This window comes from Aquabacterium sp., assembly GCF_029946005.1.
In the GTDB taxonomy this organism is placed as follows: domain Bacteria; phylum Pseudomonadota; class Gammaproteobacteria; order Burkholderiales; family Burkholderiaceae_C; genus Aquabacterium.
Genome location: NZ_JAQSDR010000003.1, coordinates 1 through 19,585, shown reverse-complemented (window position 1 = coordinate 19,585; position 19,585 = coordinate 1). Strand labels below are relative to the sequence as shown.

Below are 19,585 nucleotides of genomic sequence, written 5' to 3'. Positions count from 1 at the left end.
CTCATGCCCACACCCGGTCAGCCTGCGCGCGGCGGCTTTCGGGCGCGCTCGCAGGCCGCTCATCGCAAGCCAACAACTGATCGGCCACGCCCTGCCCGGCCTTCAAGCCATCTTCATGGAAGCCATAACCCGTCCAGGCGCCGCAGAACCAAACGCCATGCTGGCCCTGGATGCTCGGCAGACGCGCTTGCGCCTGGATCGCGGCTTGGTCGAACACCGGGTGCGCGTAGTCGTAGGTGCCCAGCACCGTGTCAGCCCGTGGTTCACGCAGCGGGTTGAGCGACACCACCACCGGCGTGGTCCAAGGCAAGGGCTGCAAGCGGTTGATGAGGTAATGCAGGCACACGCCCTGGTGTTCGGCATCGGCGCTGCTGGCGCGCTCGTAGTTCCAGGCGGCCCAGGCGCGCGGGTTGCGCGGCAGCAGGCGGGTGTCGGTGTGCAAAACCGCCCGGTTGCGGTGGTACCCGATGGCGCCCAGCAACTCGCGCTCATCCCGCGTGGCGCCACTGCCCAACAAGGCCAGGGCCTGGTCGCTGTGACAGGCCAACACCACCTCGTCAAAGCGCTCGCTGCCCGCGTCGGTGTGCACCAGCACGCCGCCCAGACCGCCCTCACCCAGGCTGGTCAGGCTGCGCACCGGAGTGGATAAGCGCGCGTCGCTCAACTGCTCGACCAAACGCCGCACGTAGTTGCGCGAGCCGCCCTGCACCGTGTACCACTGTGGCCGGTTGGTGACCTGCAGCAGGCCATGGTTGTGGCAAAAGCGGATCAAGGTGGCCATGGGAAAACGCAGCATCTGGTCGGTGGGGCACGACCAGATGCACGCGATCATCGGCATCAGGTAGCCCTCCTGGAACTCGGCGCCAAAGCGGTGCTCGGCCAGGAATTCGGCAATCGGCTGGGTCAGTGCAGCATCCCGGCCCTGCTCGGCCATCTGCGTGGCCAGCTTGTTGAAGCGCATCAGGTCGGCCAACATGCGCCAAAAGCCGGGCGACACCAGGTTGCGCCGCTGGGCGAACACCGTGTTCAGGGACGATCCACACCACTCCAGGCTGCCCGCCTGCACAGAAAACGACATGTCCGACTTGGCCCGCGGCACGCCCAGAGCATCAAGCAAACCCAGCAATTGCGGGTAGGTGCGCTCGTTCATCACCAAAAAACCGGTGTCCACACCGTGGGTGACGCGCTCACCGGAGGGCGCCGCCAAGGTCACGTCCACCGTGTGGGCATGGCCGCCAAAGTAATCAGCCGCCTCGAACAGCGTGACCTGGCGCTCACCCGCCGCCGCGCTCAAACGCGCCGCCGCCCCCAAACCCGCCACCCCCGACCCAACCACTGCAATGCGTTTCATGGGCTTTGCTCCTGTGGCCAGCGTTGCCGCGACCCAATAAATTACCAACTAGTTCATATCGTAACTCATTGGTAATTATTTTGCAGCCAGGAATTTTTCCACTTCCGCGACAAGGTCGCGGTCATCTGGCGTGGTGAGGCTGCTGTAGGAGGTCACCGTGCGGCCATCGCGGGCGATCAGGTACTTGTAGAAATTCCATTTGGGCGTGGTGCCCGTGATCTTGATCAGGCTGGCGTGCAGCGGGTTCACGGCATCTCCGCGCACATGGCTTTTGCCAAACATCGGGAACTTGACGCCATAGGTGCTCTCGCAAAAGTCAGCGATTTGCTTGGCGTTGCCCGGATCCTGCTGTCCAAAATCATTCGACGGGAAGCCCAGCACCACCAGGCCCCGGTCCTTGTACTTGGCATGCAGCGCCTCCAGGCCCTTGAACTGCGGCGTGAAGCCACAATAGCTGGCCGTGTTCACCACCAACACCACCTTGCCGGCGTACTGGCACAGCGACTGGGGTTTTTCATCCTGCAGGCGAGGAAAGGTCTGGTTCAACAACGCGGGGCAAGCCGCTGACGTGGTGGCGGCAGGCGGCGGCTCGACCGCCAAACACAGCCCGGGCAGAGAGCCCACCAGGGCCGCAGCCAGCATCAAGGAAAAGGAACGAGGTGCGCTCATGGGCATGACCTTTCGAAGTGGGGAATCACATCACACCACAAACCCATGCCGCCGTCTGCATTGCAGCCACATTGTCAAAATTGTCGGGTAGGCTGTTCGCAGTATTTGGAGATCACCATGCTTTACCCTGAACTCTTCAAGCAACTCGAGTCTGTGCGCTGGAACATGGACACGGACATCCCCTGGGACCAGTTCGACGCCAGCCAACTGACGGACGAACAAGCCCAGACCATCAAGATGAACGCCATCACGGAATGGGCCGCCCTGCCCGCCACCGAGATGTTCCTGCGCGACAACCGCGACGACAGCGACTTTTGCGCCTTCATGAGCGTGTGGTTCTTTGAAGAGCAAAAGCATTCACTGGTCTTGATGGAATACCTGCGGCGCTTTCGGCCCGAACTGGTGCCCACCGAAGAAGAGTTGCACGAGGTCCGTTTCGACTTTGATCCCGCCCCGGCGCTCGAGACCCTGATGCTGCACTTCTGCGGCGAGATCCGGTTGAACCACTGGTACCGCCGCGCCGCCGAGTGGCACACCGAGCCCGTCATCAAGGCCATCTACGAGACCCTGGCCAAAGACGAAGCCCGACACGGCGGGGCTTATCTGCGGTACATGAAACGCGCCATCAACAAGTTTGGCGACGAAGCCAAGGCCGCGTTTGCCAAAGTGGGGGTGCTCATGGCCAGCGCCCGCCGCACGGCCCAGGCCCTGCACCCCACCAACCTGCACGTCAGCACCAAGCTCTTCCCGCGCGACACCATCCAGTCCCGCTTGCCCGATCCGCAATGGCTGGAACACTGGCTGGACCGCCAGATCAACTTCGACGCCGTGTGGGAAACCAAGGTCGTGGACCGCATCCTGCACAACATGAGTCTGATCATGGGTCGCAGCTTTGCCAGCGTGCAAGAGCTCAACCGCTTCCGAAAAGAAATGCTCAAAGGGGCCAGCGGAGTCACCTAGCACCCCCTGGATGCGGGGAGTCCTAGGCATTACCCCGCCAATTGCACGCAGACAAGGGCTCGACACATCGGGGGCTGAACTCCACAATCGGCGCTCATTCCCTTAAAGATGTGTGGAGTTCCTCAGATGGCTGGTATTTGTTCTTTGCGTGTGGTCGTCATTGCAACTGGTCTGTCTTGCCTTGGCGCGCTCAACGCCCAAGCGCAGTCTGCCCCCCCGTCGGTGGAAGACCAATACCGCGAAGGCCTTTACCAGCGTGAAACCGGTCGGCCTTACAGCGCCATCGAGACGTTGGAAACCATCCTGGCCGCCAACCCCACGCTCAACCGCGCCCGGCTGGAAGTGGCCGTGGCCTATTACCGCACCCTGAATTTCGCCAAGGCCAAAGCCCAGGCGCAGGCGGTGCTGGACGACCCCACCACCCCCGAAGCCGTGCGCCTGTCGGTGCTGTCTTTCATCAAGCAACTTGAACTGGACGAAGCCGCCAACTTTGGCCGCCCCCACAAGCTGGACTACAGCCTGTCTCTGGGTGCCGTGTACGACAGCAACGTCAACGCTGGCCCGGACAACGCCGTGCTCCCTGGCGGCTTGGTGCTGAACCCCGGCTCCACCGCGCGGGCCGACGGCGGTTATGCCCTGCAGGGCGGCGTGAGCCACAGCTGGATGTCGCCCACCCCGGTGCGCTCCGGCGAATCCACCGGCCGCTTTGGCTGGAACAGCCAGCTCGGCGTTTACTACAAAGGCTATGGTCGGCTGAGTGAATACAACCTGGGCGTGCTCACCGCCGCCACCGGCCCCGCGCTGATCATGGGCAAGAACTGGCGTGGCAACCTCAATTTCCAAGCCGACCGCCTGACCCTGGGCGACCGCAAGCTGGCCCTGTACACCTCGGTGTCGCCTTCGGCCACCTGGCGCCTGAACTCTGGCGACGAGTTCACGGCCGATGCCCAACTGGCCTACCGCAACTTCGCGCAGCCTGGCGACCAAGGCCGCGACAGCCATTACAGCTCCGGCGGTTTCAGCTATGGCGGCCTGTACAACAAGAACCGCCTGACCCTGCAAGCCGGTGCCCGCATGTTCGACGAAGAAGCCCAGCTGGACCGCTTCAGCAACAACGGCTACGAGATCTTCTTCGGTGGCCGCCAGAACGCCTGGATTGGTGGCGACCTGTTCGCCCGCGCAGCTTGGCGCCACAGTGGTTACATCGGCGCAGAGCCCTTCTATGGCGTCGCGCGCCGCGAAGACGAATACCGACTCGAGTTCGGTGCCAACCAACAATTCAAGACAGGCTGGCTGGAGAAGTGGCAGGGCTCAGCCACATTCACCATGATTCAAAACCAAGCCAATCTCGCCTTGTACGAATACAACCGTAACTTGGTGCAGATCACGTTGGGCCGCAGCTACTGAAGTAAGGAAGTCGACATCATGAAGAACCACTCTCTCAAAGCACTCAGCGTGGCCGTGGCCACCCTGTTTCTGCAAAGTCAGGCCGGTGCCGCCACCGACGCACAACTCAACAGCGTCAAGCTGTATGGCGATGTCACCATCGCCCAGGACTCCGTCAATGGCTGGGGCCCCTGGACGGAATTCGAACCGCCAGCGGCTGGCGCGCCCCCATTGGCCCAACTGCCCCGCACGTCGGAGCTCTACCGCACCTTGCCCAACGTCGCTCCGGTGGCCGACATCAACCAGAATCTGGTGGGCTTTGGCGGCTTCACAAACCTGACCATATTTCAGGGCGAAGGCGGCATCGGTGAAGGCCACATTGAGTTCGATGGCCCTCACTCCATCAGCCTGACGGGCACGGCTTTTGGCATTCCCACGGCCGGTAGCCTCGACGCACAGGCCCTCCAGTTGCAAACGACTTCGCTGACCACCGGCACCCACCCCATGTCGGAATCGGGCAGGATGACCTTGGATGGGACCGAATATTCCAGTGCTGATGCCCAAAACCACCGGACCAACCTGCAACTGATCGAATCCGACTTGTCATCGGAAGTGGTGGAGGCTGCGGATGTGCAGGCCAGCTTCTACAGAAGGTACACCGTCACCGAATACATCGCGGGTGACGAGATCGATCCCAATGTGGTTGAACGAGGCACCATTGAAGTGGGTGTATTTGGTTATCAGACCTCTTTGAAAGACATGGACTCATTGCGCGCCGGGGGGTTTCTAGCCACCTACTCCGGCCAATCAGTGAGTGCCTTTGGAGCCACCACCAACATGACGCTGTTGGTGGACTTCGGGAACAGCCGGTGGAGCGGCGACTTTGACCACGCTGGTGGATATCAAGCCGCCGGCAACATCAACGGCGCGTCTTTCAGTTCCACCCGAGTGACGGCTGGCGAGTCCACTCTCGAGAAGAGTTTCGTCAACGGCAACTTCACCGGCGTCCGGGCCGCTGGCGCGATCGGCATCTCGGACATCACCAGGGACGGCGTGCATGATGTGGCGTCGTTTCTGGCGGTGCAACAGTCACTGGGGGCGCAGCAGACGCTGCCAAACGCACAAACGGCAGCGTCAGCAAAGTGAACTGAGTTTCCTGGCCTGTTGCCCCAGTAAAAAGCCGGACACTGTCCGGCTTTTTACTGGGCGGAACACTTGCTTACACAAATGGGCCAACCACCCCCAATCAGGGGGGAGTGCCTGTCACAGAGCCAGTCCAATAATCGCGCGTTCTAAATATAAAACCAGGGTAGGTCATCATGCAATCCTCCGCCATTGCGAGGGCGGAAGACGTTTCACCGTCTGATCCCGCCCCAAGACACCCGCAACAGCCCTGGCAGGCCCTGTGCCTGCTGGCCCGCCTGCACCACATCGCGGCTGACCCCGACACCCTGATGCACGAGCAAGGCCACCACCAACCAACTCTGGCTGCGCCACGTCGGCAACAACCTGGAACTGTCCGTCATCGGCACAATGACAAGTTCACCATCAACAACTGGTATGCCAATGCGGCCAACCAGGTCGAAAGCGTGAAGTTGTCCGACGGCAAGACGCTGACCCCCAGCAACGTGGACAACCTGGTCAACGCCATGGCCAGCTTCACACCGCCAGCCTTAGGCCAGACCACCTTGCCCGCCAACTACCAAACGGCCCTCAACCCGGTGATCGCCGCCAACTGGGCATGAGTAAGCAGTAGGCCACCCAAGGCATGACAAGCCAGAAGCCAGGCAATTGCCCGGCTTCTTCGCGCCCGCGTGTCAGCGCGGCCAATCGCCCATGCCCTGTTCAGAACGGCCGAATACAGGCCCGAGCTGGACAAGAACAAGGCCTGATTGTACAATATTACGTACAACACAGGAGCCTCTATGGATGCGATCTCTTATTCATCTGCGCGAGCCAATTTGGCAAGCACCATGGATCGTGTTTGCAACGACCACGAGCCCTTGATCATCACGCGAAATGGCGAGCAGTCGGTCGTGATGCTTTCGCTGGAAGACTTTGCTTCCCTTGAAGAGACGGCGTACCTGCTTCGCAGCCCTGGCAACACCAAGCGCCTGATGCAAGCCATTGAGCAATTGAACACCGGAGCCGGTGTTGAACGAAAGCTGGTTGAATGAGGCTGATTTTTGCCGAAGCGGCCTGGGAGGACTATGTCTATTGGCAGCAACAGGACAAACGCATGGTTGAGCGAATCAACAAGTTAATCAAGGAAGTTCAGCGTGAACCGCTTGCCGGAATTGGCAAGCCTGAACCGCTTAAGCACGCGCTGGCCGGGTTTTGGTCTCGTCGAATGACGGACGAGCATCGCATGGTCTACAAGATTGATGGCGATGCCCTTCTGATTGCCCAACTGCGTTACCACTACCATTGAGTCACCCGATAACGCGCACCAGGATGGCGCGCAAGGTGTGCTCATCCGCCGTGGTCAGCGTACCCATGGTCCGCACGATGAGCGGTTGTTGGTGAACGGGAATGGCACCAGCACGACATTGCCGAATGCATATGGCATGGGTTCAGAGTTTGTCGTAAGCGGCGTCTTCGTCATTGGCCCACACGCCAGCGAAGCTGGCTTCGCTGGCCTTGGATGCGGTCCGTGTGAGGTTGTGCTCTTCTTCGCGTGAGCGCAAGAAGTCGATGAAATCTTCGACCTCGGACATGCGCTGCGGGGGCAATTGCCTGATCTTCTCGATCAGGACTTGTTCAGTGACGATCATTGAATCGACTCCTGCTGGTTGCGGTCAAGCGTCCGTGGAATAAAACCAACACGCATGTTGACAAGACTATACGCACATTGCTGCGCTTGCGCCACAAACCATGAGGACAGCCCGATGGGATTCACTCCACCGCCTTGACCATGTCCTCAACCACCTTCTTGGCATCGCCAAACACCATCATGGTCTTGTCGCTGTAGAACAGTTCATTGTCCAGACCAGCATAACCCGCCGCCATCGAGCGCTTGTTCACGATGATCGTCTTGGCCTTGTACGCTTCCAAAATCGGCATGCCATAAATCGGGCTGCCCTTGGTGTGCGCCGCAGGGTTCACCACGTCATTGGCGCCCAGGATGATCGCCACATCGGCCTGGCCGAACTCGCCATTGATGTCTTCCATCTCGAACACCTGGTCGTAAGGCACTTCGGCCTCGGCCAGCAGCACGTTCATGTGGCCCGGCATGCGGCCCGCCACGGGGTGAATCGCGTACTTCACCGTGATGCCCTTTTCGGTCAGCTTGGCGGCCAGTTCCTTGACGGCGTGCTGGGCACGCGCCACGGCCAGGCCATAGCCCGGCACGATGATCACGGTCTCGGCATTGCCCAAGACAAAAGCCGCGTCATCGGCACTGCCGGTTTTGACAGGACGTTGCGCCTGCGCGCCAGCCACGGCCGCAGGACCGGCCTCGCCACCAAAGCCACCCAGGATCACGTTGAAGAACGATCGGTTCATGGCCTTGCACATGATGTAGCTCAGGATCGCGCCCGACGAGCCCACCAGCGATCCGGCAATGATCAGCATCGAGTTGTTCAGCGAGAAGCCGATGCCCGCCGCCGCCCAGCCCGAATAGCTGTTCAGCATGGACACCACCACCGGCATGTCGGCGCCGCCAATCGGGATGATGATCAGCACGCCCAGGATGAAGCTCAGCGCCAGCACGGCGAAGAAGGCTTCCATGCTTTGCGTGGCCATGAAGTAGCCACCCAGGCCCAGCGTGGCCAGGCCCAGCACCAGGTTCAGCATGTGCTGGCCCTTGAAGCTGACCGGCGCGCCCTGGAACAGGCGGAACTTGTACTTGCCGCTCAGCTTGCCAAAAGCAATGACCGAGCCGCTGAAGGTGATGGCGCCAATGGCAGCCCCCAGCACCAACTCAAGCCGGTTGCCGGTGGGGATGGGCTGGCCGGGGCCAACCTCTTGCAGCAGTGCCCAAGGTTCGGCCACCACGGCCACGGCGATGAACACCGCCGCCAAGCCGATCATGCTGTGCATGAAGGCGACCAGTTCGGGCATCTTGGTCATCTCGACGCGCTTGGCCATGATGGTGCCCGCGCCGCCGCCAACGACCAGGGCGCCCAGCACCCAGGCCAGGCCTTCGGTGAAGTCAACGTGCAAGCCACCGGCCATCAAGGCCGTGACCTTGCCGTGGATCAGGCCCACGGTGGTAAGCACGGCCACGGTCATGCCGACCATGCCGAAGAAGTTGCCACGGATCGACGTGGTGGGGTGGCTCAAGCCCTTGAGCGCCTGGATGAAACACACCGAGGCGAACAGGTAGAGCAAAGCGATGAGGTTCATGCTCATTTAGCAGCTCCCGCTTTCTTTTCTTTCTTCTTGAACATCTCGAGCATGCGGCGGGTGACCAAAAAGCCCCCAAACACATTGACCGCGGCCAGCGCCACGGCAAGCACGCCCATGGTCTTGCCCAAAGGCGTGACGGTCAGCGCGGCGGCCAGCATGGCGCCCACGATGACGATGGCCGACACCGCGTTGGTCACGGCCATGAGGGGGGTGTGCAATGCCGGTGTCACCGTCCACACCACGTGATAGCCCACATAAATGGCCAGCACGAAAATGGACAGGTTGATGACGACATGGTCGACTTGAGCAAGGGCTTCCATCGTGTCTCCAGATAGATTGAATGAGGTCAGAACTTGCGAATCTCTTTGATGGCGTTGCCCTCGTCGAGCAAAACCACCTTGGGCTTGTGGCTGGCCACTTCAGCCTCGGTCATGGGCGCGTAGGTGCAGATGATGAGCAGGTCGCCCACATGCGCCTTGCGCGCGGCCGCGCCGTTCAGCGAGATCACGCCGGAGCCGCGCGCGGCCTTGATGACGTAGGTCGAGAAGCGCTCGCCGTTGTTGATGTTGTAGAGCTCGATGTACTCGAACTCTTTCATGTCGGCGGCTTCGAGCAGGTTCTCGTCGATGCCGCAGGAACCTTCGTAGTTCAGGTCGGCCTCGGTCACGGTGGCGCGGTGCAGCTTGGCCCGCAGCATTTGGCGTTGCATGTCAGTCTCCTCGCTCGTCGTCAGGCGCGCAGCAGTTCGCCGTCGCGGCACATCAGGCAAGCCTTGACGATGTCGTCTTCCAGGTCCACGTGGAACTGGCCTTCTTTGTTGAAGACCAGCTTCAAGAAGTCGAGCACGTTGCGCGCGTACAGGGCAGACGCATCAGCGGCCACCAGGGCGGGCAGATTGGTCTCGCCCACCAGGGTCACGCCATGCTTGACCACGGTCTGGTTGGCTTCGGTCAGGGGGCAGTTGCCACCTTGGGCTGCGGCCAGGTCAACGATGACCGAGCCAGGCTTCATGGCCTTGACCATGTCTTCGCTCACCAGCACCGGGGCCGCACGACCGGGGATCAGGGCCGTGGTGATGACGATGTCGGCGTTGGCCACGCGCTTGGCCACTTCGACCTTCTGGCGGTCCAGCCAGCTTTGGGGCATGGGGCGGGCATAGCCACCCACGCCTTCAGCGGCTTCTTTTTCTTCGGCAGTCTCGAAAGCGACGTCGATGAACTTTGCGCCCAGCGACTCAACCTGCTCCTTCACCGAAGGACGCACGTCGGAAGCCTCGATCACCGCACCCAGGCGCTTGGCCGTGGCGATGGCTTGCAAGCCCGCCACGCCCACGCCCAGGATCACCACGCGGGCGGCCTTGACGGTGCCTGCAGCGGTCATCAGCATCGGGAAGATGCGCTGGTACTTGTCGGCGGCGATCATGACGGCCTTGTAGCCCGCCAGATTGGCCTGAGATGACAGCACGTCCATGCTTTGCGCACGGGTGGTGCGGGGCGCGGCTTCGAGCGCGAAGCCGGTGAGCTTGGCGTCGGTCATCGACTGCAGGCCCGCCTTGTCGAAGGGGTTGAGCATGCCCACCACCACCGAGCCAGGCTTGGTCAGCGACAACTCGTTGGCGAACGGCGCACGCACCTTGAGCACCATGTCGGCGCCAAAGGCACCCGCCACGTCGGTGATCTCGGCGCCAGCGGCGGCATAGGCTTCGTCGGTCACGCTGGCAGCGATGCCGGCGCCGGACTGGACGCGAAGGGTGTGCCCTTGCGCCTTCAATTTCTTCACCGTCTCGGGGGTCACGGCCACGCGGCTTTCACCGACAGCGGTCTCCAAGGGTATGCCAATCAGCATACGGTCTCCTAATGTAGGGGGGGGCGGCAGGCGGCATTCGCGCCAAACCCGGCAGCATACACAACAATCCCCCATTCTCGGTGCAACCGTGGCGGGCGCACCCTCAAATGTGAGAGTGCGCGTTGTCACATTGTGAAGAATCACGATTGCCACACATTGACACACCATTGACGGATAATCCTGCGCTCATGAAGACCGCCGATATTTTGGAAGCGGAGGCCAAGGCTGGCTCCACCCCTGTTCCCTCGCAACGCTGGAAGCCCAACGTCACCGTGGCGGCGGTGGTTGAGCGCGACGGTCGCTTTCTGCTGGTGGAAGAGCAGACCAGCGATGGCCTGCTGCTGAACAACCCGGCCGGCCACCTCGACCCAGGCGAATCACCGCTGCAGGGCGTGATGCGCGAGACGCTGGAAGAGACCGCCTGCGAGTTCACGCCCCAAGGCTTTTTGGGCATGTACATGTCGCGGTTTCGGCGCACCCGCACGGGCGAAGACATCACCTACCTGCGTTTGACCTTCTTTGGCACCGTGTCCGAACCGGACGCCAGCCTGGAATTGGACGAAGGCATCGTGCGCGCCGTGTGGATGACGGCCGACGAGATCCGCGCCTGCCCCGAGCGCCACCGCAGCCCCCTGGTGCTGGAGTGCCTGGAAACGTATTTGGCGGGCGTGCGCTATCCCTTGTCCATCCTGACGATCCACGACAGCGTCTTCGCACCGCCAGCCGCCGTCCGCTCGGCATGAGCGCCACCCGGCCGCAGCGCATCGTCGTCGGCCTGAGCGGCGGCGTCGATTCGGCGGTCACCGCCCATTTGCTGAAGCAGCAGGGCCACGAGGTGGTCGGCATCTTCATGAAGAACTGGGAAGATGACGACGACAGCGAATATTGCTCAACGCGGCAGGATTTTCTGGACGCGGCCAGTGTGGCCGACGTGCTGGGCATCGAGATCGAGCACGTCAACTTCGCGGCCGACTACAAGGACCGCGTCTTCTCCGATTTCTTGCGCGAGTACCAGGCGGGCCGCACACCCAACCCCGATGTGCTGTGCAATGCCGAGATCAAGTTCAAGGCCTTCCTGGACCATGCCATGCGCCTGGGCGCCGAGAAAATCGCCACGGGGCACTACGCCCGGGTGCGCGAAGTTGAAGGCCGGTTTGAACTGCTGAAGGGGCTGGATCCGCTGAAGGACCAGAGCTACTTTCTGCACCGCCTGAACCAGGCGCAGCTGAGCAAGACGATGTTCCCCGTGGGCGAGCTGCCCAAGACAGAGGTGCGGCGCATCGCAGCTGAGATCGGCTTGCCCAATGCCAAGAAGAAGGATTCGACCGGCATCTGCTTCATTGGTGAGCGGCCGTTTCGAGAATTCCTGAACAAGTACCTGTCGAACCAGCCTGGCGTGATCCTGGATGACCGGGGCCGCACCTTGGGCGAGCACGTGGGCTTGAGTTTTTACACCCTGGGCCAGCGCAAAGGCATCGGCATTGGGGGCGTGAAGGAAAAAGGCGCCGCACGCGGCGGCGGTGAGCACGACGCCTGGTTCGTGGCCCGCAAGGACATGGTGGCCAATGTGCTGTACGTGGTGCAGGGGCACGATCACGCCTGGCTGCAATCCCACACGTTGACGGCGGATGACTTGAGCTGGGTGGCAGGTCATGCGCCGCCCTTGGGCCCTTGTGCGGCCAAGACGCGTTATCGGCAGGCGGACGCGGCTTGTTCGATTGAAGCCGCCGACCACGCGCAGCTGCGCTTGAACTTCGCCCAGCCGCAATGGGCGGTGACACCCGGGCAATCGGCCGTGCTGTACGACGGAGAGATTTGCCTGGGTGGTGGTGTGATCAGCGGCGCGGCATGAACACCGAATCCATTGAGCCTTCAGCGGGCCAGGTACCCATCATCATCCTCGACACCAACGCCCTGCTCGACTGGCGCGTGTTCAAGGACCCGTCCGCATCCCCCTTGGCCGAGGCCCTGCAAGCCGGCCGATTGCGCTGGCTGGCCAGCCCCGCCATGCAGACCGAGTGGGGCCATGTGTGGCCGCGCAGCGTGTTCGCGCGTTGGCAAGCTGACCCCGCCTTAACCACCACCGTGTTCGAGCACGCCCTGATGGTGGACGAGCCCCCACGTGGACCCCTGAAGTGCAGGGATCCGGATGACCAGGTTTTCATTGACCTGGCCCTGCATGTGGGCGCGCGCTGGTTGATCAGCAAAGACGTCGCCCTGCTCAAGCTGGCGCGACGCGCCAGGCTCTTGGGCACTGAAATCCTGAAACTCCCGGATTGGCAGGCACCTGCATGAGGGGTTGACGGCAAAGCAAGCCATCGCGTCCACTGACACCTTCAACATCAGTCAGGGAGCTTCATGAAATTCATGAAAAAAATAGGCTTGAAAAGCCTGGCGGCAGGTGTGCTGTTAGCGGCGTTCAGCCAGGCACAAGCCACCCAGTACCAGTATCAGTTCCTGGCCAATCCAGACGCCGACGGCACCTCGGCAGTCAATCCTGCGCTGGATGTTCACTACACGTTTGGCTTTGATTCGTCGGCCTTGCCGGGCTACTCTTTGCAAACGCTGACCAACACCAGCTACTGGGCCTCTGGTGCGATCTGGTTGAAGATGAGCTACCAAGGCAAAACCGTCAACTTGCTCGATGCGATTGACACAGGCCAGCCCACCGTTTCCTTCTCACACGGCCAGGGCGTGATCGAGTTTTTTGGTGAGTCAGAATTTCTCGACATCGATTTCCATGGCGGCAGCCCCTTCGTGGACGGCAACCAGCTGCCCTACACGCCCTTTGTCTATGGCCAGTTGGACATCTACAACCAGCAGCCTGCCTTCCAGGACGCCTATGCGCTTTGGACGCGGGGCGACACTAGCCGCCTGGCCAACTACACAGCAGTGCCAGAGCCTTCCACCACGATGCTGCTGTTCATCGGCATGGGCTTGATTGGCGCGATGCGTCAGCGCCGCCAACAGGTCTGAGTTCATTGCAACCCTGCCTGCACAAAGAGCCCTTCGGGGCTCTTTTGCATGAATGCCGCTAGCATGTCGCCTTGTTCTACCGTTTTCCCTGACAGCATGGCTCCAAGCGCTTCGTTGCACAAACACAAGACGTTCGGCTGGGCATGGCTGATGATCGCCATGGTTTTGGCCCTGGCCGGTTGCGCCAGCCTGATGGGCCCGCGCACCGTCGACATCTCGCGCGAACAACTGCTGGCCAAGCTGTCCAAACAATTCCCCATGCGTAAGACGCTGGCCGAGATCTTCGAGGTCGAAGCGCAAGCGCCGCGCCTGCAACTCAGCCCAGAGACCAATCGCATCGCCTCCGAGTTCGACATCAAGGCCACCGACCGCCTCTTTGGGCGCAGCTACCAAGGCACGGTAGGCGTCAGCTTCGGCATGCGCTACGAGGCGCAAGACCGCACCATTCGCCTGAACACGGTGACGGTCGACAAGCTGGCCATCGCGGGCCTGACCGAGGCCACGCAGCGGCAATGGACCAAGCTGGGCGCAATGCTGGCGCAAGAGAAACTGCAGGACTACCCCATCCACCAGTTCAAGCCCGAAGACTTGCGAGAGGTCGATCGCCATGGTTACCAGGTCGAGGACATCCGCGTGACAGCCGCTGGTCTGTCGGTCAAACTGGTGCCTAAGCCATGAGCCTTTTCAACGACACTGACCGCCTGCAGTGGGTCCACGCCTTCATCGCGGGCATCCCCTACGCGCGCGCCTCCAACATGCACGTGACCGAGGTCTCGCAGAATCACGCGACCTTGGCGATGCCCGCCTGCGGCGATTGGACCGGCGATGCCGAGCGCCAGCTCACGCACCCGGGCGTGCTGACCGTGCTGGCCGACACCGCTTGCGGCGTGGCCGTGGGCACCGCGCTCGACGTGATGGAGCCCTTCGCCACGCTGGACCTGCGCATGGACTACCTGCGCCCCGCTGTGGCCGACCGCGAACTGATCTGCCACGCTGAATGCCACCGCCTGTCGCGCAGCGTGGCCTTTGTGCGCGGCGAGATCCGCCAGCCGGGGCAGGATGAGGTGCTGGCCACCGTGCAAGCCACCTTCATGCGGGCCACGGCCAGCGCGCGGCGTGATCCTTTGGCGGCCCCCAAGGCCGCGAGGGCCAGCGCCGAGGTCAAGGGGGAAGCCATCCCCTTGCGCCCCACCGTGACGCCCGCCTTGGCGCCTGGGGTGTCGCCCTACGTGGATTATTTGAGCGTGCATCAGAGCATCGACCATGGTGACGACGCGCCCCTGTTCCGCTTGCCCTTCAAGCCCGATTTGATCGGCAACCCGGTGCTGCCCGCGCTGCATGGCGGCGTGCTGGCCGGCTTTGCCGAAACGGCCATGGTGCTGCACCTGGTGTCGACCATGGGCTTGAGCGACGGCACGCCACCACGCGGCGTCGATTTCTCGATCGACTACCTGCGCTCGGCACGCCCGGTGGACACCTTTGCGCAAGCGACCACGATCCGCCAAGGCAGCCGCGTGGCGCTGGTGCAGGTCACGGTCTGGCAGGACGATCAACACAAGCCGGTGGCGACCGCGCGCGGGCACTTCCTGCTGCCTCGCGACCCGGCTTGAGGCGAGCGATCAAAGCCCGCGCGCCTGGATGTCCTGCTGGATCGACCGCAAGATTTGCGGATAGTCCACCACGGGCGCCCAACCCAGTGAACGCGCCTTGTCGGTGGGGAACTGGTTGTCCCAGGCGATCAGGTTGAGCGCTTCGCGGGTCACCGGGGGCCTGCGCCCTGGCAGGAAGCGCCTGAACATCGGCTCGACCGCGCGAGCGCCCAGATAGGCCAAAGCGCGCGGCGTGGAGCGTGGCGCTGGCGCACCCATCAAGCCCGCCAGGTCAGTGAAATAGCGGCGCCAGGTGATGGGCAGCCCATCATGAATGTTGAAGGCTTGGCCATGGGCCGAAGGCGTGTTGGCCACCTGCACCAAGAAGGTCGACACGTTGTCCACGATGGCCAGCGCCGCATTGCCCCGGCCACCGCCGACCAGTGCAGGCAAGCCTTGGCGCAGGGCCTGCGCGGCATCCAACAACCACGGCCCCGAGCCCGGCCCGATGATGTTGGCGGGCCGCACCACGCACACCTGGCCGCCTTGATCACGAAAACGCCAGGCGAGCTTTTCCTGGCCTTGTTTGGCCCGGCCATACGGACCTTGTGGCTGGCCCAGCGGGGTGCCTTCATGGCACACGCCACGCTGGATCGCGTTGCCATAGGCACACACGCTGGTGGTGAGGACCACTGATGCCCCTCGCCGCAGGGCCACGTCGAACACATGGGCGGTGCCGCCCACGGTGACACGCTCATGCTGCGCGTACGTGCCGCCATCGCCCACCAACGCGGCCAGGTGAAAGATGCGTTGGCAGCCCTGGGCGGCCAGTTCGACATCTTGCAGGCGGGTGATGTCGCCGCGAACAATGTTGACGCGCGACGACCATTCTGGCGGCACGGCCTCGTGCGGCAACGCCAGCACGTTGATCGGGCCATTGGCCTCGCGCAAAAGTTGGTTGACCAAAGCGCGCCCCAGGAAGCCGCAGCCCCCAGTGACCAACACCCCTTCTTCGTCTTGCGCCATCAACCTTGCACCTGCCCGAAATGCGCTTCGCCAAACAGGTGGCTGGCCACATCGCCCGGGAAGAGCCAGAAGGGCGTGCGTTCGCTCGATGTGGCGCAGTTGGGATACGCCGGATTGGCCGAGGGCCCGGCCAGCGTTTTCTCCAGCACCATCGAGATGTACTGGTCGTTGCTGCCCTCCAGCGTGTTGCCATTCAGGATCACTTCAACGCCCGTGCTCAAGGCATGCTTGCGCACCGCATTGATGCGCGAATGCTTGGGCTCGTAGGCGTCCACGCCCACGCCGTTCTCGCTCGTCACTCGGATGCCATCGGGCACGCGCGCCGCCATCGAATGGTTGCCTTCGGTGTGGCCTGGTGTGTGGACCAGCGCCAGGCCCGGCCCCAGGCTCAGGCTGCGGTCAAAGGTGATGACGCGATCAGGCGCGATGCCATCGATGCCTTGCGGGCAATACCAGTCGGCCTGGATGGGCAGCAGGTGCTGGGTCGAGGCCCACTCCTGGCGGTGCACCAGCAGTTTGGCCTTGGGAAAGTAGCCGGGCGTGCCGTGGCTGCCCAGCCAACGCCGCACGTCTTGCGTGTGCAGGTGGTCGTAGCTGATGTAGTCCACCTGATCGGGCTGGAGGCCGCATTCGGCCAGGGCGCTGGGCACCGTGTGGTACTGCGGCGCCAACACGCCGTCGAGGCTGCGCGGCACGCTTTGCGCCAGGCGCTTGAAGAAGGGGGTCTCGCGGTTGGCCTCGTGGTCGGAGGGCGAGAGCATGAGCGTGCGCAGCACACCATCGTGGTCGCGGTACTGGACCACGAACAAGCGGTTGAGCAAGTGCACCAGCGGGAACTTGAAGCCCCGGTGCGCGAACACGCCCGAAAAGGCGTAGTAGGTGGGATAGGGCGCGCGGATGAGGTTGAAGCTGCGGTAGAACAGCACCTCAGACTCGGCCATCATGCGTTCGCGCAAGGCTTGCGCGCGGCGGCGCACCTCTTGCAGCCGCGCTTGCGGGCTGGTGGATTCGCGGGCCTGGTCGAAGTCGGTCAGCGCCTTCATGCCCGCAGGCAGAGGCATCGTGTCAATGGTGCTCATGGGGATGTCGTTGAGGTGAAGGGGTCACTGGCCCGCCATGCGGGCCGTGACGAAGCGGTTGATCGCGTCCGGTGAATGCTTGGACAGCAGGGCGAACAGCTTGGTCTGCCAACCCACGGCCGAATGAACCGGCAGGCGCGATGGCTTGCCCTGCGACAGGCGCCACACGGTGCGCGCCACGTCATCGGCGCTCAGGCGCACGCCCAGGGTCTGCACGGTTTTCATCTTGCTGACGTCATCGCGGACCATGGCGGTGTTGACGAACAAAGGCAGCACGTCGACCACGCGGATGCCGTGGCGTTGCCACTCGATGTCGAGCGCCTCGGTGAGGCCCCGCACCGCCGCCTTGGTGGCCGAGTAGGTGCTGAGCATGGGCTGGCCATACAGCGCCGAGGCCGAGCACATGTTGACCACCCGCGAGTCCGGCGTGCGCTTGAGCCAAGGCAAGGCGCTGTGGCAGCCGTTGACCACGCCCTTGAGGTTGATGTCGATGAGGCGGTGGTGGCGCGCCAGTTCGGCCTCTTCGAAGGGACTGGTCACGGCCACGCCGGCGTTGTTGAACAGCAGGTCCAGGCGTTGGCCCGCCGCCTGCCAGAAGGCTTCCAGCTGCGGCACCCAATCCTCGGCACTCGACACGTCCAGCCGACCTGCGTGGCAGCGATCGGGCCCCAATTGCTGGCGCAAGGCCTGCACCGCGGCTTCGTCCACGTCGTACAGCCCCACGAACCAGCCTGCTTTGGCAAAACGCTCGGCCACCGCCCGGCCGATGCCAGCGGCGGCGCCGGTGATGAAGATGCTGGGACGAGATGGGCTGCTCATGGATGAAGGCTCCTGAAGGGTGGCACAGCATAGCCAGGCAGGGATGACCCGTCTTGACCCGATCGACCTGAAATTTGACAATTTCGTCCATGCCTGCCTCGCTTACCTCTACCTCACGCCCCGCCATGCCACCCCGGTTGTACGAGCGTGACGTGGTGCGGGGCATGGTGCCGTTGACCCTGGTGCGTGTGTTGAGCCAGTACCTGCAATCGAAAGGCGTCGCCCCCCACGAGGTGCTGCCATCTGACCTGGATGTGGGGGATGCCAACCAGTTGGGCCGCTTTTCGGCCGAAGCCTATTGCCAGTTGCTGATCAAGGCGGCCGAGCGCCTGCACGACCCCTTGCTGGGCCTGCATTTGGGGCAGACCATTCAACCCGCTCACCTGGGCGCGCTGGGCTATGTGCTTCTGGCCTGCGAGAACCTGGGCGGGGCGCTTCAGCGCATCCAGCGCTACCACCGGCTGGTGCACGACATAAACCCGGTGCAGCACCGCATTTGCGATGGCAACCTGGAACTGCAGTGGGGCATCGCGCATGGCAAGCCGGGGGCCTTGTTCGATGAATCGGGCATCGCGGGCCTGGTGCAGTTCGGGCGCGATGTGTGTGCCCAGCAACTGCCCTTGGCCCAGGTCGATTTTGTGAACCCGGCTCCGGCCGATTTGCGGCCTTATCAGGCGTACTTTGATTGCCCGGTGCGTTTCAACCAACCCATGACGCGGCTGGCCATTCCCTTGGGAAGCCTGATGGCCCCGTTGCGACAGGCCGATCCCATGCTGCTCAAGCTCATGGAAGAGCAGGTGGACGCGGCCATGGCGCAGTTGCCAGACGCGGGCGATCTGGCGGAGATGACGCGGCGGGTGGTGGCCCATTTGGCACCCCTGGGCACGCCCGAGTTGGAACAGGTGGCGCAGGCGTTGCGGCTGTCGCCACGCGTGTTCTATCGGCGGCTGGCCGAGCAGGGCTTGAACTTTCGGGACTTGCGCGAAACGGCTTTGCGGCAGGTCGCCGAGTTGCACTTGCGCGATCCCAGGTTGACGCTGGCCGAAGTGGGGGCGTTGCTGGGCTATTCCGAGCAGAGCGCTTTTTCGCGGGCTTTCAAACGGTGGTCGGGGGTGGCGCCTTTGCAGTGGCGGCTGGGGCTGGGGCAGGGGCTGGGCAAGCAGGGGTGAGTGCTTTTCCGGGATCGCGGGGCGCGGGCTGGGGCGGTCTCCGGCAGGGCTTCAGCTTGGTGGTCCCGCTGCGCGGGACTGCCTTGCGATGCTCGCGCCGAGGTGGGGCCGTGGAACTCACTGCGCGGATTGCATCCGCTTCGTTCAAACAACCACGGCCAGTCAGATATTGACGCGTGCTGCGCACGCCCACCTCGGCACTGCGCTTCTCAGCACCAAGCCAGGCGCCCCGCCGGAGACCGCCCCAGCCCGTGTTTCGCCCCGCTGGTGGTCTGCCACGGTCGTTTTTCGTGCTGCGCCACCAGCGGGGTGATCAGGGATGAGGCGCAGGCGGGCGGGGCGACTTCGGGGGCGTCGAGGCGCGCA

General features: G+C 63.0%; 24 protein-coding genes. 13 read left to right on the top strand and 11 right to left on the bottom strand.

The genetic code is table 11. The features are described 5' to 3' along the window. Position 1: 1 nt before the first annotated feature. Together PSV38_RS02285 and PSV38_RS02280 are read right to left on the bottom strand one after the other, a co-directional pair. Positions 2 to 1,351, bottom strand: coding sequence for an FAD-dependent oxidoreductase (locus PSV38_RS02285; protein ID WP_300544392.1), 1,350 nt, complete (start codon positions 1,349 to 1,351; stop codon positions 2 to 4). Between the two features lie 75 nt (positions 1,352 to 1,426). Continuing rightward, a complete protein-coding gene (locus tag PSV38_RS02280; protein WP_300544390.1) occupies positions 1,427 to 2,020 on the bottom strand; it encodes a glutathione peroxidase in 594 nt (197 codons plus the stop codon). Positions 2,021 to 2,137: 117 nt separating this feature from the next. Here PSV38_RS02280 and PSV38_RS02275 point away from each other — a divergent pair, with 117 nt between their 5' ends. The 6 genes from PSV38_RS02275 (at position 2,138) to PSV38_RS02250 (ending at position 6,797) form a co-directional block, all read left to right on the top strand. Continuing rightward, positions 2,138 to 2,980, top strand: a complete 843-nt coding sequence (locus PSV38_RS02275) for a ferritin-like domain-containing protein (RefSeq protein WP_300544389.1) — start codon at positions 2,138 to 2,140, stop codon at positions 2,978 to 2,980. Positions 2,981 to 3,106: 126 nt separating this feature from the next. Next, entirely contained in the window at positions 3,107 to 4,387 is a 1,281-nt protein-coding gene (locus PSV38_RS02270) for a hypothetical protein (RefSeq protein WP_300544387.1), read from the top strand. An 18-nt stretch (positions 4,388 to 4,405) separates the two neighbouring features. Continuing rightward, positions 4,406 to 5,512 (top strand): hypothetical protein, encoded by a 1,107-nt coding sequence (locus PSV38_RS02265; RefSeq protein WP_300544385.1) that lies wholly within the window; start codon positions 4,406 to 4,408, stop codon positions 5,510 to 5,512. Between the two features lie 173 nt (positions 5,513 to 5,685). Further along, on the top strand, positions 5,686 to 6,111 hold the full coding sequence (locus tag PSV38_RS02260; protein ID WP_300544383.1) for a calcium-binding protein: 426 nt from the start codon (positions 5,686 to 5,688) through the stop codon (positions 6,109 to 6,111). A 180-nt stretch (positions 6,112 to 6,291) separates the two neighbouring features. Beyond that, positions 6,292 to 6,543 carry a type II toxin-antitoxin system prevent-host-death family antitoxin gene (locus PSV38_RS02255; protein ID WP_300544482.1) on the top strand — a complete coding sequence of 84 codons (252 nt, stop codon included), beginning with the start codon at positions 6,292 to 6,294 and terminating at the stop codon, positions 6,541 to 6,543. Next, complete coding sequence (locus PSV38_RS02250) at positions 6,540 to 6,797, top strand: Txe/YoeB family addiction module toxin (protein ID WP_300544381.1); 258 nt, start codon at positions 6,540 to 6,542, stop codon at positions 6,795 to 6,797. Before PSV38_RS02255 ends, PSV38_RS02250 begins: the two co-directional genes overlap by 4 nt. Positions 6,798 to 6,939: 142 nt before the next feature. Here PSV38_RS02250 and PSV38_RS02245 read toward each other — a convergent pair whose 3' ends face one another. The 5 genes from PSV38_RS02245 to PSV38_RS02225 all read right to left on the bottom strand — a co-directional run bounded on the left by PSV38_RS02245 (position 6,940) and on the right by PSV38_RS02225 (position 10,561). Then, positions 6,940 to 7,140 carry a DUF2281 domain-containing protein gene (locus PSV38_RS02245; protein ID WP_300544379.1) on the bottom strand — a complete coding sequence of 67 codons (201 nt, stop codon included), beginning with the start codon at positions 7,138 to 7,140 and terminating at the stop codon, positions 6,940 to 6,942. Between the two features lie 121 nt (positions 7,141 to 7,261). After that, entirely contained in the window at positions 7,262 to 8,719 is a 1,458-nt protein-coding gene (locus PSV38_RS02240) for an NAD(P)(+) transhydrogenase (Re/Si-specific) subunit beta (RefSeq protein WP_300544378.1), read from the bottom strand. Further along, positions 8,716 to 9,036 (bottom strand): NAD(P) transhydrogenase subunit alpha, encoded by a 321-nt coding sequence (locus tag PSV38_RS02235; RefSeq protein ID WP_300544375.1) that lies wholly within the window; start codon positions 9,034 to 9,036, stop codon positions 8,716 to 8,718. Before PSV38_RS02235 ends, PSV38_RS02240 begins: the two co-directional genes overlap by 4 nt. 26 nt (positions 9,037 to 9,062) lie before the next feature. After that, positions 9,063 to 9,425, bottom strand: a complete 363-nt coding sequence (gene panD, locus PSV38_RS02230; RefSeq protein WP_300544373.1) for an aspartate 1-decarboxylase — start codon at positions 9,423 to 9,425, stop codon at positions 9,063 to 9,065. Between the two features lie 20 nt (positions 9,426 to 9,445). Next, positions 9,446 to 10,561, bottom strand: coding sequence for a Re/Si-specific NAD(P)(+) transhydrogenase subunit alpha (locus PSV38_RS02225; RefSeq protein WP_300544371.1), 1,116 nt, complete (start codon positions 10,559 to 10,561; stop codon positions 9,446 to 9,448). Between the two features lie 188 nt (positions 10,562 to 10,749). Between PSV38_RS02225 and PSV38_RS02220 the strand changes: the two genes are divergently transcribed. The 4 genes from PSV38_RS02220 to PSV38_RS02205 all read left to right on the top strand — a co-directional run bounded on the left by PSV38_RS02220 (position 10,750) and on the right by PSV38_RS02205 (position 13,537). After that, a complete protein-coding gene (locus PSV38_RS02220) occupies positions 10,750 to 11,304 on the top strand; it encodes an NUDIX hydrolase (protein WP_300544368.1) in 555 nt (184 codons plus the stop codon). Then, positions 11,301 to 12,413, top strand: coding sequence for a tRNA 2-thiouridine(34) synthase MnmA (gene mnmA, locus PSV38_RS02215; RefSeq protein WP_300544366.1), 1,113 nt, complete (start codon positions 11,301 to 11,303; stop codon positions 12,411 to 12,413). The genes PSV38_RS02220 and mnmA overlap by 4 nt, the downstream gene beginning before the upstream one ends. Next, positions 12,410 to 12,856 carry a PIN domain-containing protein gene (locus PSV38_RS02210; RefSeq protein ID WP_300544364.1) on the top strand — a complete coding sequence of 149 codons (447 nt, stop codon included), beginning with the start codon at positions 12,410 to 12,412 and terminating at the stop codon, positions 12,854 to 12,856. The genes mnmA and PSV38_RS02210 overlap by 4 nt, the downstream gene beginning before the upstream one ends. Positions 12,857 to 12,928: 72 nt before the next feature. Further along, complete coding sequence (locus tag PSV38_RS02205) at positions 12,929 to 13,537, top strand: PEP-CTERM sorting domain-containing protein (RefSeq protein WP_300544362.1); 609 nt, start codon at positions 12,929 to 12,931, stop codon at positions 13,535 to 13,537. Between the two features lie 2 nt (positions 13,538 to 13,539). On the opposite strand, the gene PSV38_RS02200 is transcribed toward PSV38_RS02205, so the two are convergent. After that, entirely contained in the window at positions 13,540 to 13,698 is a 159-nt protein-coding gene (locus PSV38_RS02200) for a hypothetical protein (RefSeq protein ID WP_300544360.1), read from the bottom strand. On the opposite strand from PSV38_RS02200, the gene PSV38_RS02195 reads away from it, so the two are divergent. Beyond that, a complete protein-coding gene (locus PSV38_RS02195; RefSeq protein WP_300544357.1) occupies positions 13,688 to 14,215 on the top strand; it encodes a hypothetical protein in 528 nt (175 codons plus the stop codon). The two genes, PSV38_RS02200 and PSV38_RS02195, sit on opposite strands and share 11 nt — an antisense overlap. Then, the gene (locus PSV38_RS02190) at positions 14,212 to 15,147 is read left to right on the top strand and encodes a PaaI family thioesterase (RefSeq protein WP_300544355.1); all 936 of its coding nucleotides are present in this window, start codon (positions 14,212 to 14,214) and stop codon (positions 15,145 to 15,147) included. Before PSV38_RS02195 ends, PSV38_RS02190 begins: the two co-directional genes overlap by 4 nt. Before the next feature lie 9 nt (positions 15,148 to 15,156). Here PSV38_RS02190 and PSV38_RS02185 read toward each other — a convergent pair whose 3' ends face one another. The 3 genes from PSV38_RS02185 to PSV38_RS02175 are packed head-to-tail and all read right to left on the bottom strand — an operon-like array spanning position 15,157 to position 18,050. Next, positions 15,157 to 16,152: an NAD-dependent epimerase/dehydratase family protein gene (locus PSV38_RS02185; RefSeq protein WP_300544353.1), complete on the bottom strand. Its 996-nt coding sequence runs from the start codon at positions 16,150 to 16,152 to the stop codon at positions 15,157 to 15,159. Next, complete coding sequence (locus tag PSV38_RS02180; RefSeq protein WP_300544351.1) at positions 16,152 to 17,231, bottom strand: hypothetical protein; 1,080 nt, start codon at positions 17,229 to 17,231, stop codon at positions 16,152 to 16,154. Before PSV38_RS02180 ends, PSV38_RS02185 begins: the two co-directional genes overlap by 1 nt. A gap of 24 nt (positions 17,232 to 17,255) precedes the next feature. Then, positions 17,256 to 18,050: an SDR family oxidoreductase gene (locus PSV38_RS02175; protein ID WP_300544349.1), complete on the bottom strand. Its 795-nt coding sequence runs from the start codon at positions 18,048 to 18,050 to the stop codon at positions 17,256 to 17,258. A gap of 89 nt (positions 18,051 to 18,139) precedes the next feature. Here PSV38_RS02175 and PSV38_RS02170 point away from each other — a divergent pair, with 89 nt between their 5' ends. Then, positions 18,140 to 19,219 (top strand): AraC family transcriptional regulator, encoded by a 1,080-nt coding sequence (locus tag PSV38_RS02170; protein ID WP_300544347.1) that lies wholly within the window; start codon positions 18,140 to 18,142, stop codon positions 19,217 to 19,219. Positions 19,220 to 19,585 lie beyond the last annotated feature (366 nt).

What these genes read in the sequence shown, in the direction of transcription:
- PSV38_RS02285 (WP_300544392.1), bottom strand. Translation starts at nt 1,351, where the DNA reads ATGAAACGCATTGCAGTGGTTGGGTCGGGGGTGGCGGGTTTGGGGGCG.
- PSV38_RS02280 (WP_300544390.1), bottom strand. Translation starts at nt 2,020, where the DNA reads ATGAGCGCACCTCGTTCCTTTTCCTTGATGCTGGCTGCGGCCCTGGTG.
- PSV38_RS02275 (WP_300544389.1), top strand. Translation starts at nt 2,138, where the DNA reads ATGCTTTACCCTGAACTCTTCAAGCAACTCGAGTCTGTGCGCTGGAAC.
- PSV38_RS02270 (WP_300544387.1), top strand. Translation starts at nt 3,107, where the DNA reads ATGGCTGGTATTTGTTCTTTGCGTGTGGTCGTCATTGCAACTGGTCTG.
- PSV38_RS02265 (WP_300544385.1), top strand. Translation starts at nt 4,406, where the DNA reads ATGAAGAACCACTCTCTCAAAGCACTCAGCGTGGCCGTGGCCACCCTG.
- PSV38_RS02260 (WP_300544383.1), top strand. Translation starts at nt 5,686, where the DNA reads ATGCAATCCTCCGCCATTGCGAGGGCGGAAGACGTTTCACCGTCTGAT.
- PSV38_RS02255 (WP_300544482.1), top strand. Translation starts at nt 6,292, where the DNA reads ATGGATGCGATCTCTTATTCATCTGCGCGAGCCAATTTGGCAAGCACC.
- PSV38_RS02250 (WP_300544381.1), top strand. Translation starts at nt 6,540, where the DNA reads ATGAGGCTGATTTTTGCCGAAGCGGCCTGGGAGGACTATGTCTATTGG.
- PSV38_RS02245 (WP_300544379.1), bottom strand. Translation starts at nt 7,140, where the DNA reads ATGATCGTCACTGAACAAGTCCTGATCGAGAAGATCAGGCAATTGCCC.
- PSV38_RS02240 (WP_300544378.1), bottom strand. Translation starts at nt 8,719, where the DNA reads ATGAGCATGAACCTCATCGCTTTGCTCTACCTGTTCGCCTCGGTGTGT.
- PSV38_RS02235 (WP_300544375.1), bottom strand. Translation starts at nt 9,036, where the DNA reads ATGGAAGCCCTTGCTCAAGTCGACCATGTCGTCATCAACCTGTCCATT.
- panD (WP_300544373.1), bottom strand. Translation starts at nt 9,425, where the DNA reads ATGCAACGCCAAATGCTGCGGGCCAAGCTGCACCGCGCCACCGTGACC.
- PSV38_RS02225 (WP_300544371.1), bottom strand. Translation starts at nt 10,561, where the DNA reads ATGCTGATTGGCATACCCTTGGAGACCGCTGTCGGTGAAAGCCGCGTG.
- PSV38_RS02220 (WP_300544368.1), top strand. Translation starts at nt 10,750, where the DNA reads ATGAAGACCGCCGATATTTTGGAAGCGGAGGCCAAGGCTGGCTCCACC.
- mnmA (WP_300544366.1), top strand. Translation starts at nt 11,301, where the DNA reads ATGAGCGCCACCCGGCCGCAGCGCATCGTCGTCGGCCTGAGCGGCGGC.
- PSV38_RS02210 (WP_300544364.1), top strand. Translation starts at nt 12,410, where the DNA reads ATGAACACCGAATCCATTGAGCCTTCAGCGGGCCAGGTACCCATCATC.
- PSV38_RS02205 (WP_300544362.1), top strand. Translation starts at nt 12,929, where the DNA reads ATGAAAAAAATAGGCTTGAAAAGCCTGGCGGCAGGTGTGCTGTTAGCG.
- PSV38_RS02195 (WP_300544357.1), top strand. Translation starts at nt 13,688, where the DNA reads ATGATCGCCATGGTTTTGGCCCTGGCCGGTTGCGCCAGCCTGATGGGC.
- PSV38_RS02200 (WP_300544360.1), bottom strand. Translation starts at nt 13,698, where the DNA reads ATGGCGATCATCAGCCATGCCCAGCCGAACGTCTTGTGTTTGTGCAAC.
- PSV38_RS02190 (WP_300544355.1), top strand. Translation starts at nt 14,212, where the DNA reads ATGAGCCTTTTCAACGACACTGACCGCCTGCAGTGGGTCCACGCCTTC.
- PSV38_RS02185 (WP_300544353.1), bottom strand. Translation starts at nt 16,152, where the DNA reads ATGGCGCAAGACGAAGAAGGGGTGTTGGTCACTGGGGGCTGCGGCTTC.
- PSV38_RS02180 (WP_300544351.1), bottom strand. Translation starts at nt 17,231, where the DNA reads ATGAGCACCATTGACACGATGCCTCTGCCTGCGGGCATGAAGGCGCTG.
- PSV38_RS02175 (WP_300544349.1), bottom strand. Translation starts at nt 18,050, where the DNA reads ATGAGCAGCCCATCTCGTCCCAGCATCTTCATCACCGGCGCCGCCGCT.
- PSV38_RS02170 (WP_300544347.1), top strand. Translation starts at nt 18,140, where the DNA reads ATGCCTGCCTCGCTTACCTCTACCTCACGCCCCGCCATGCCACCCCGG.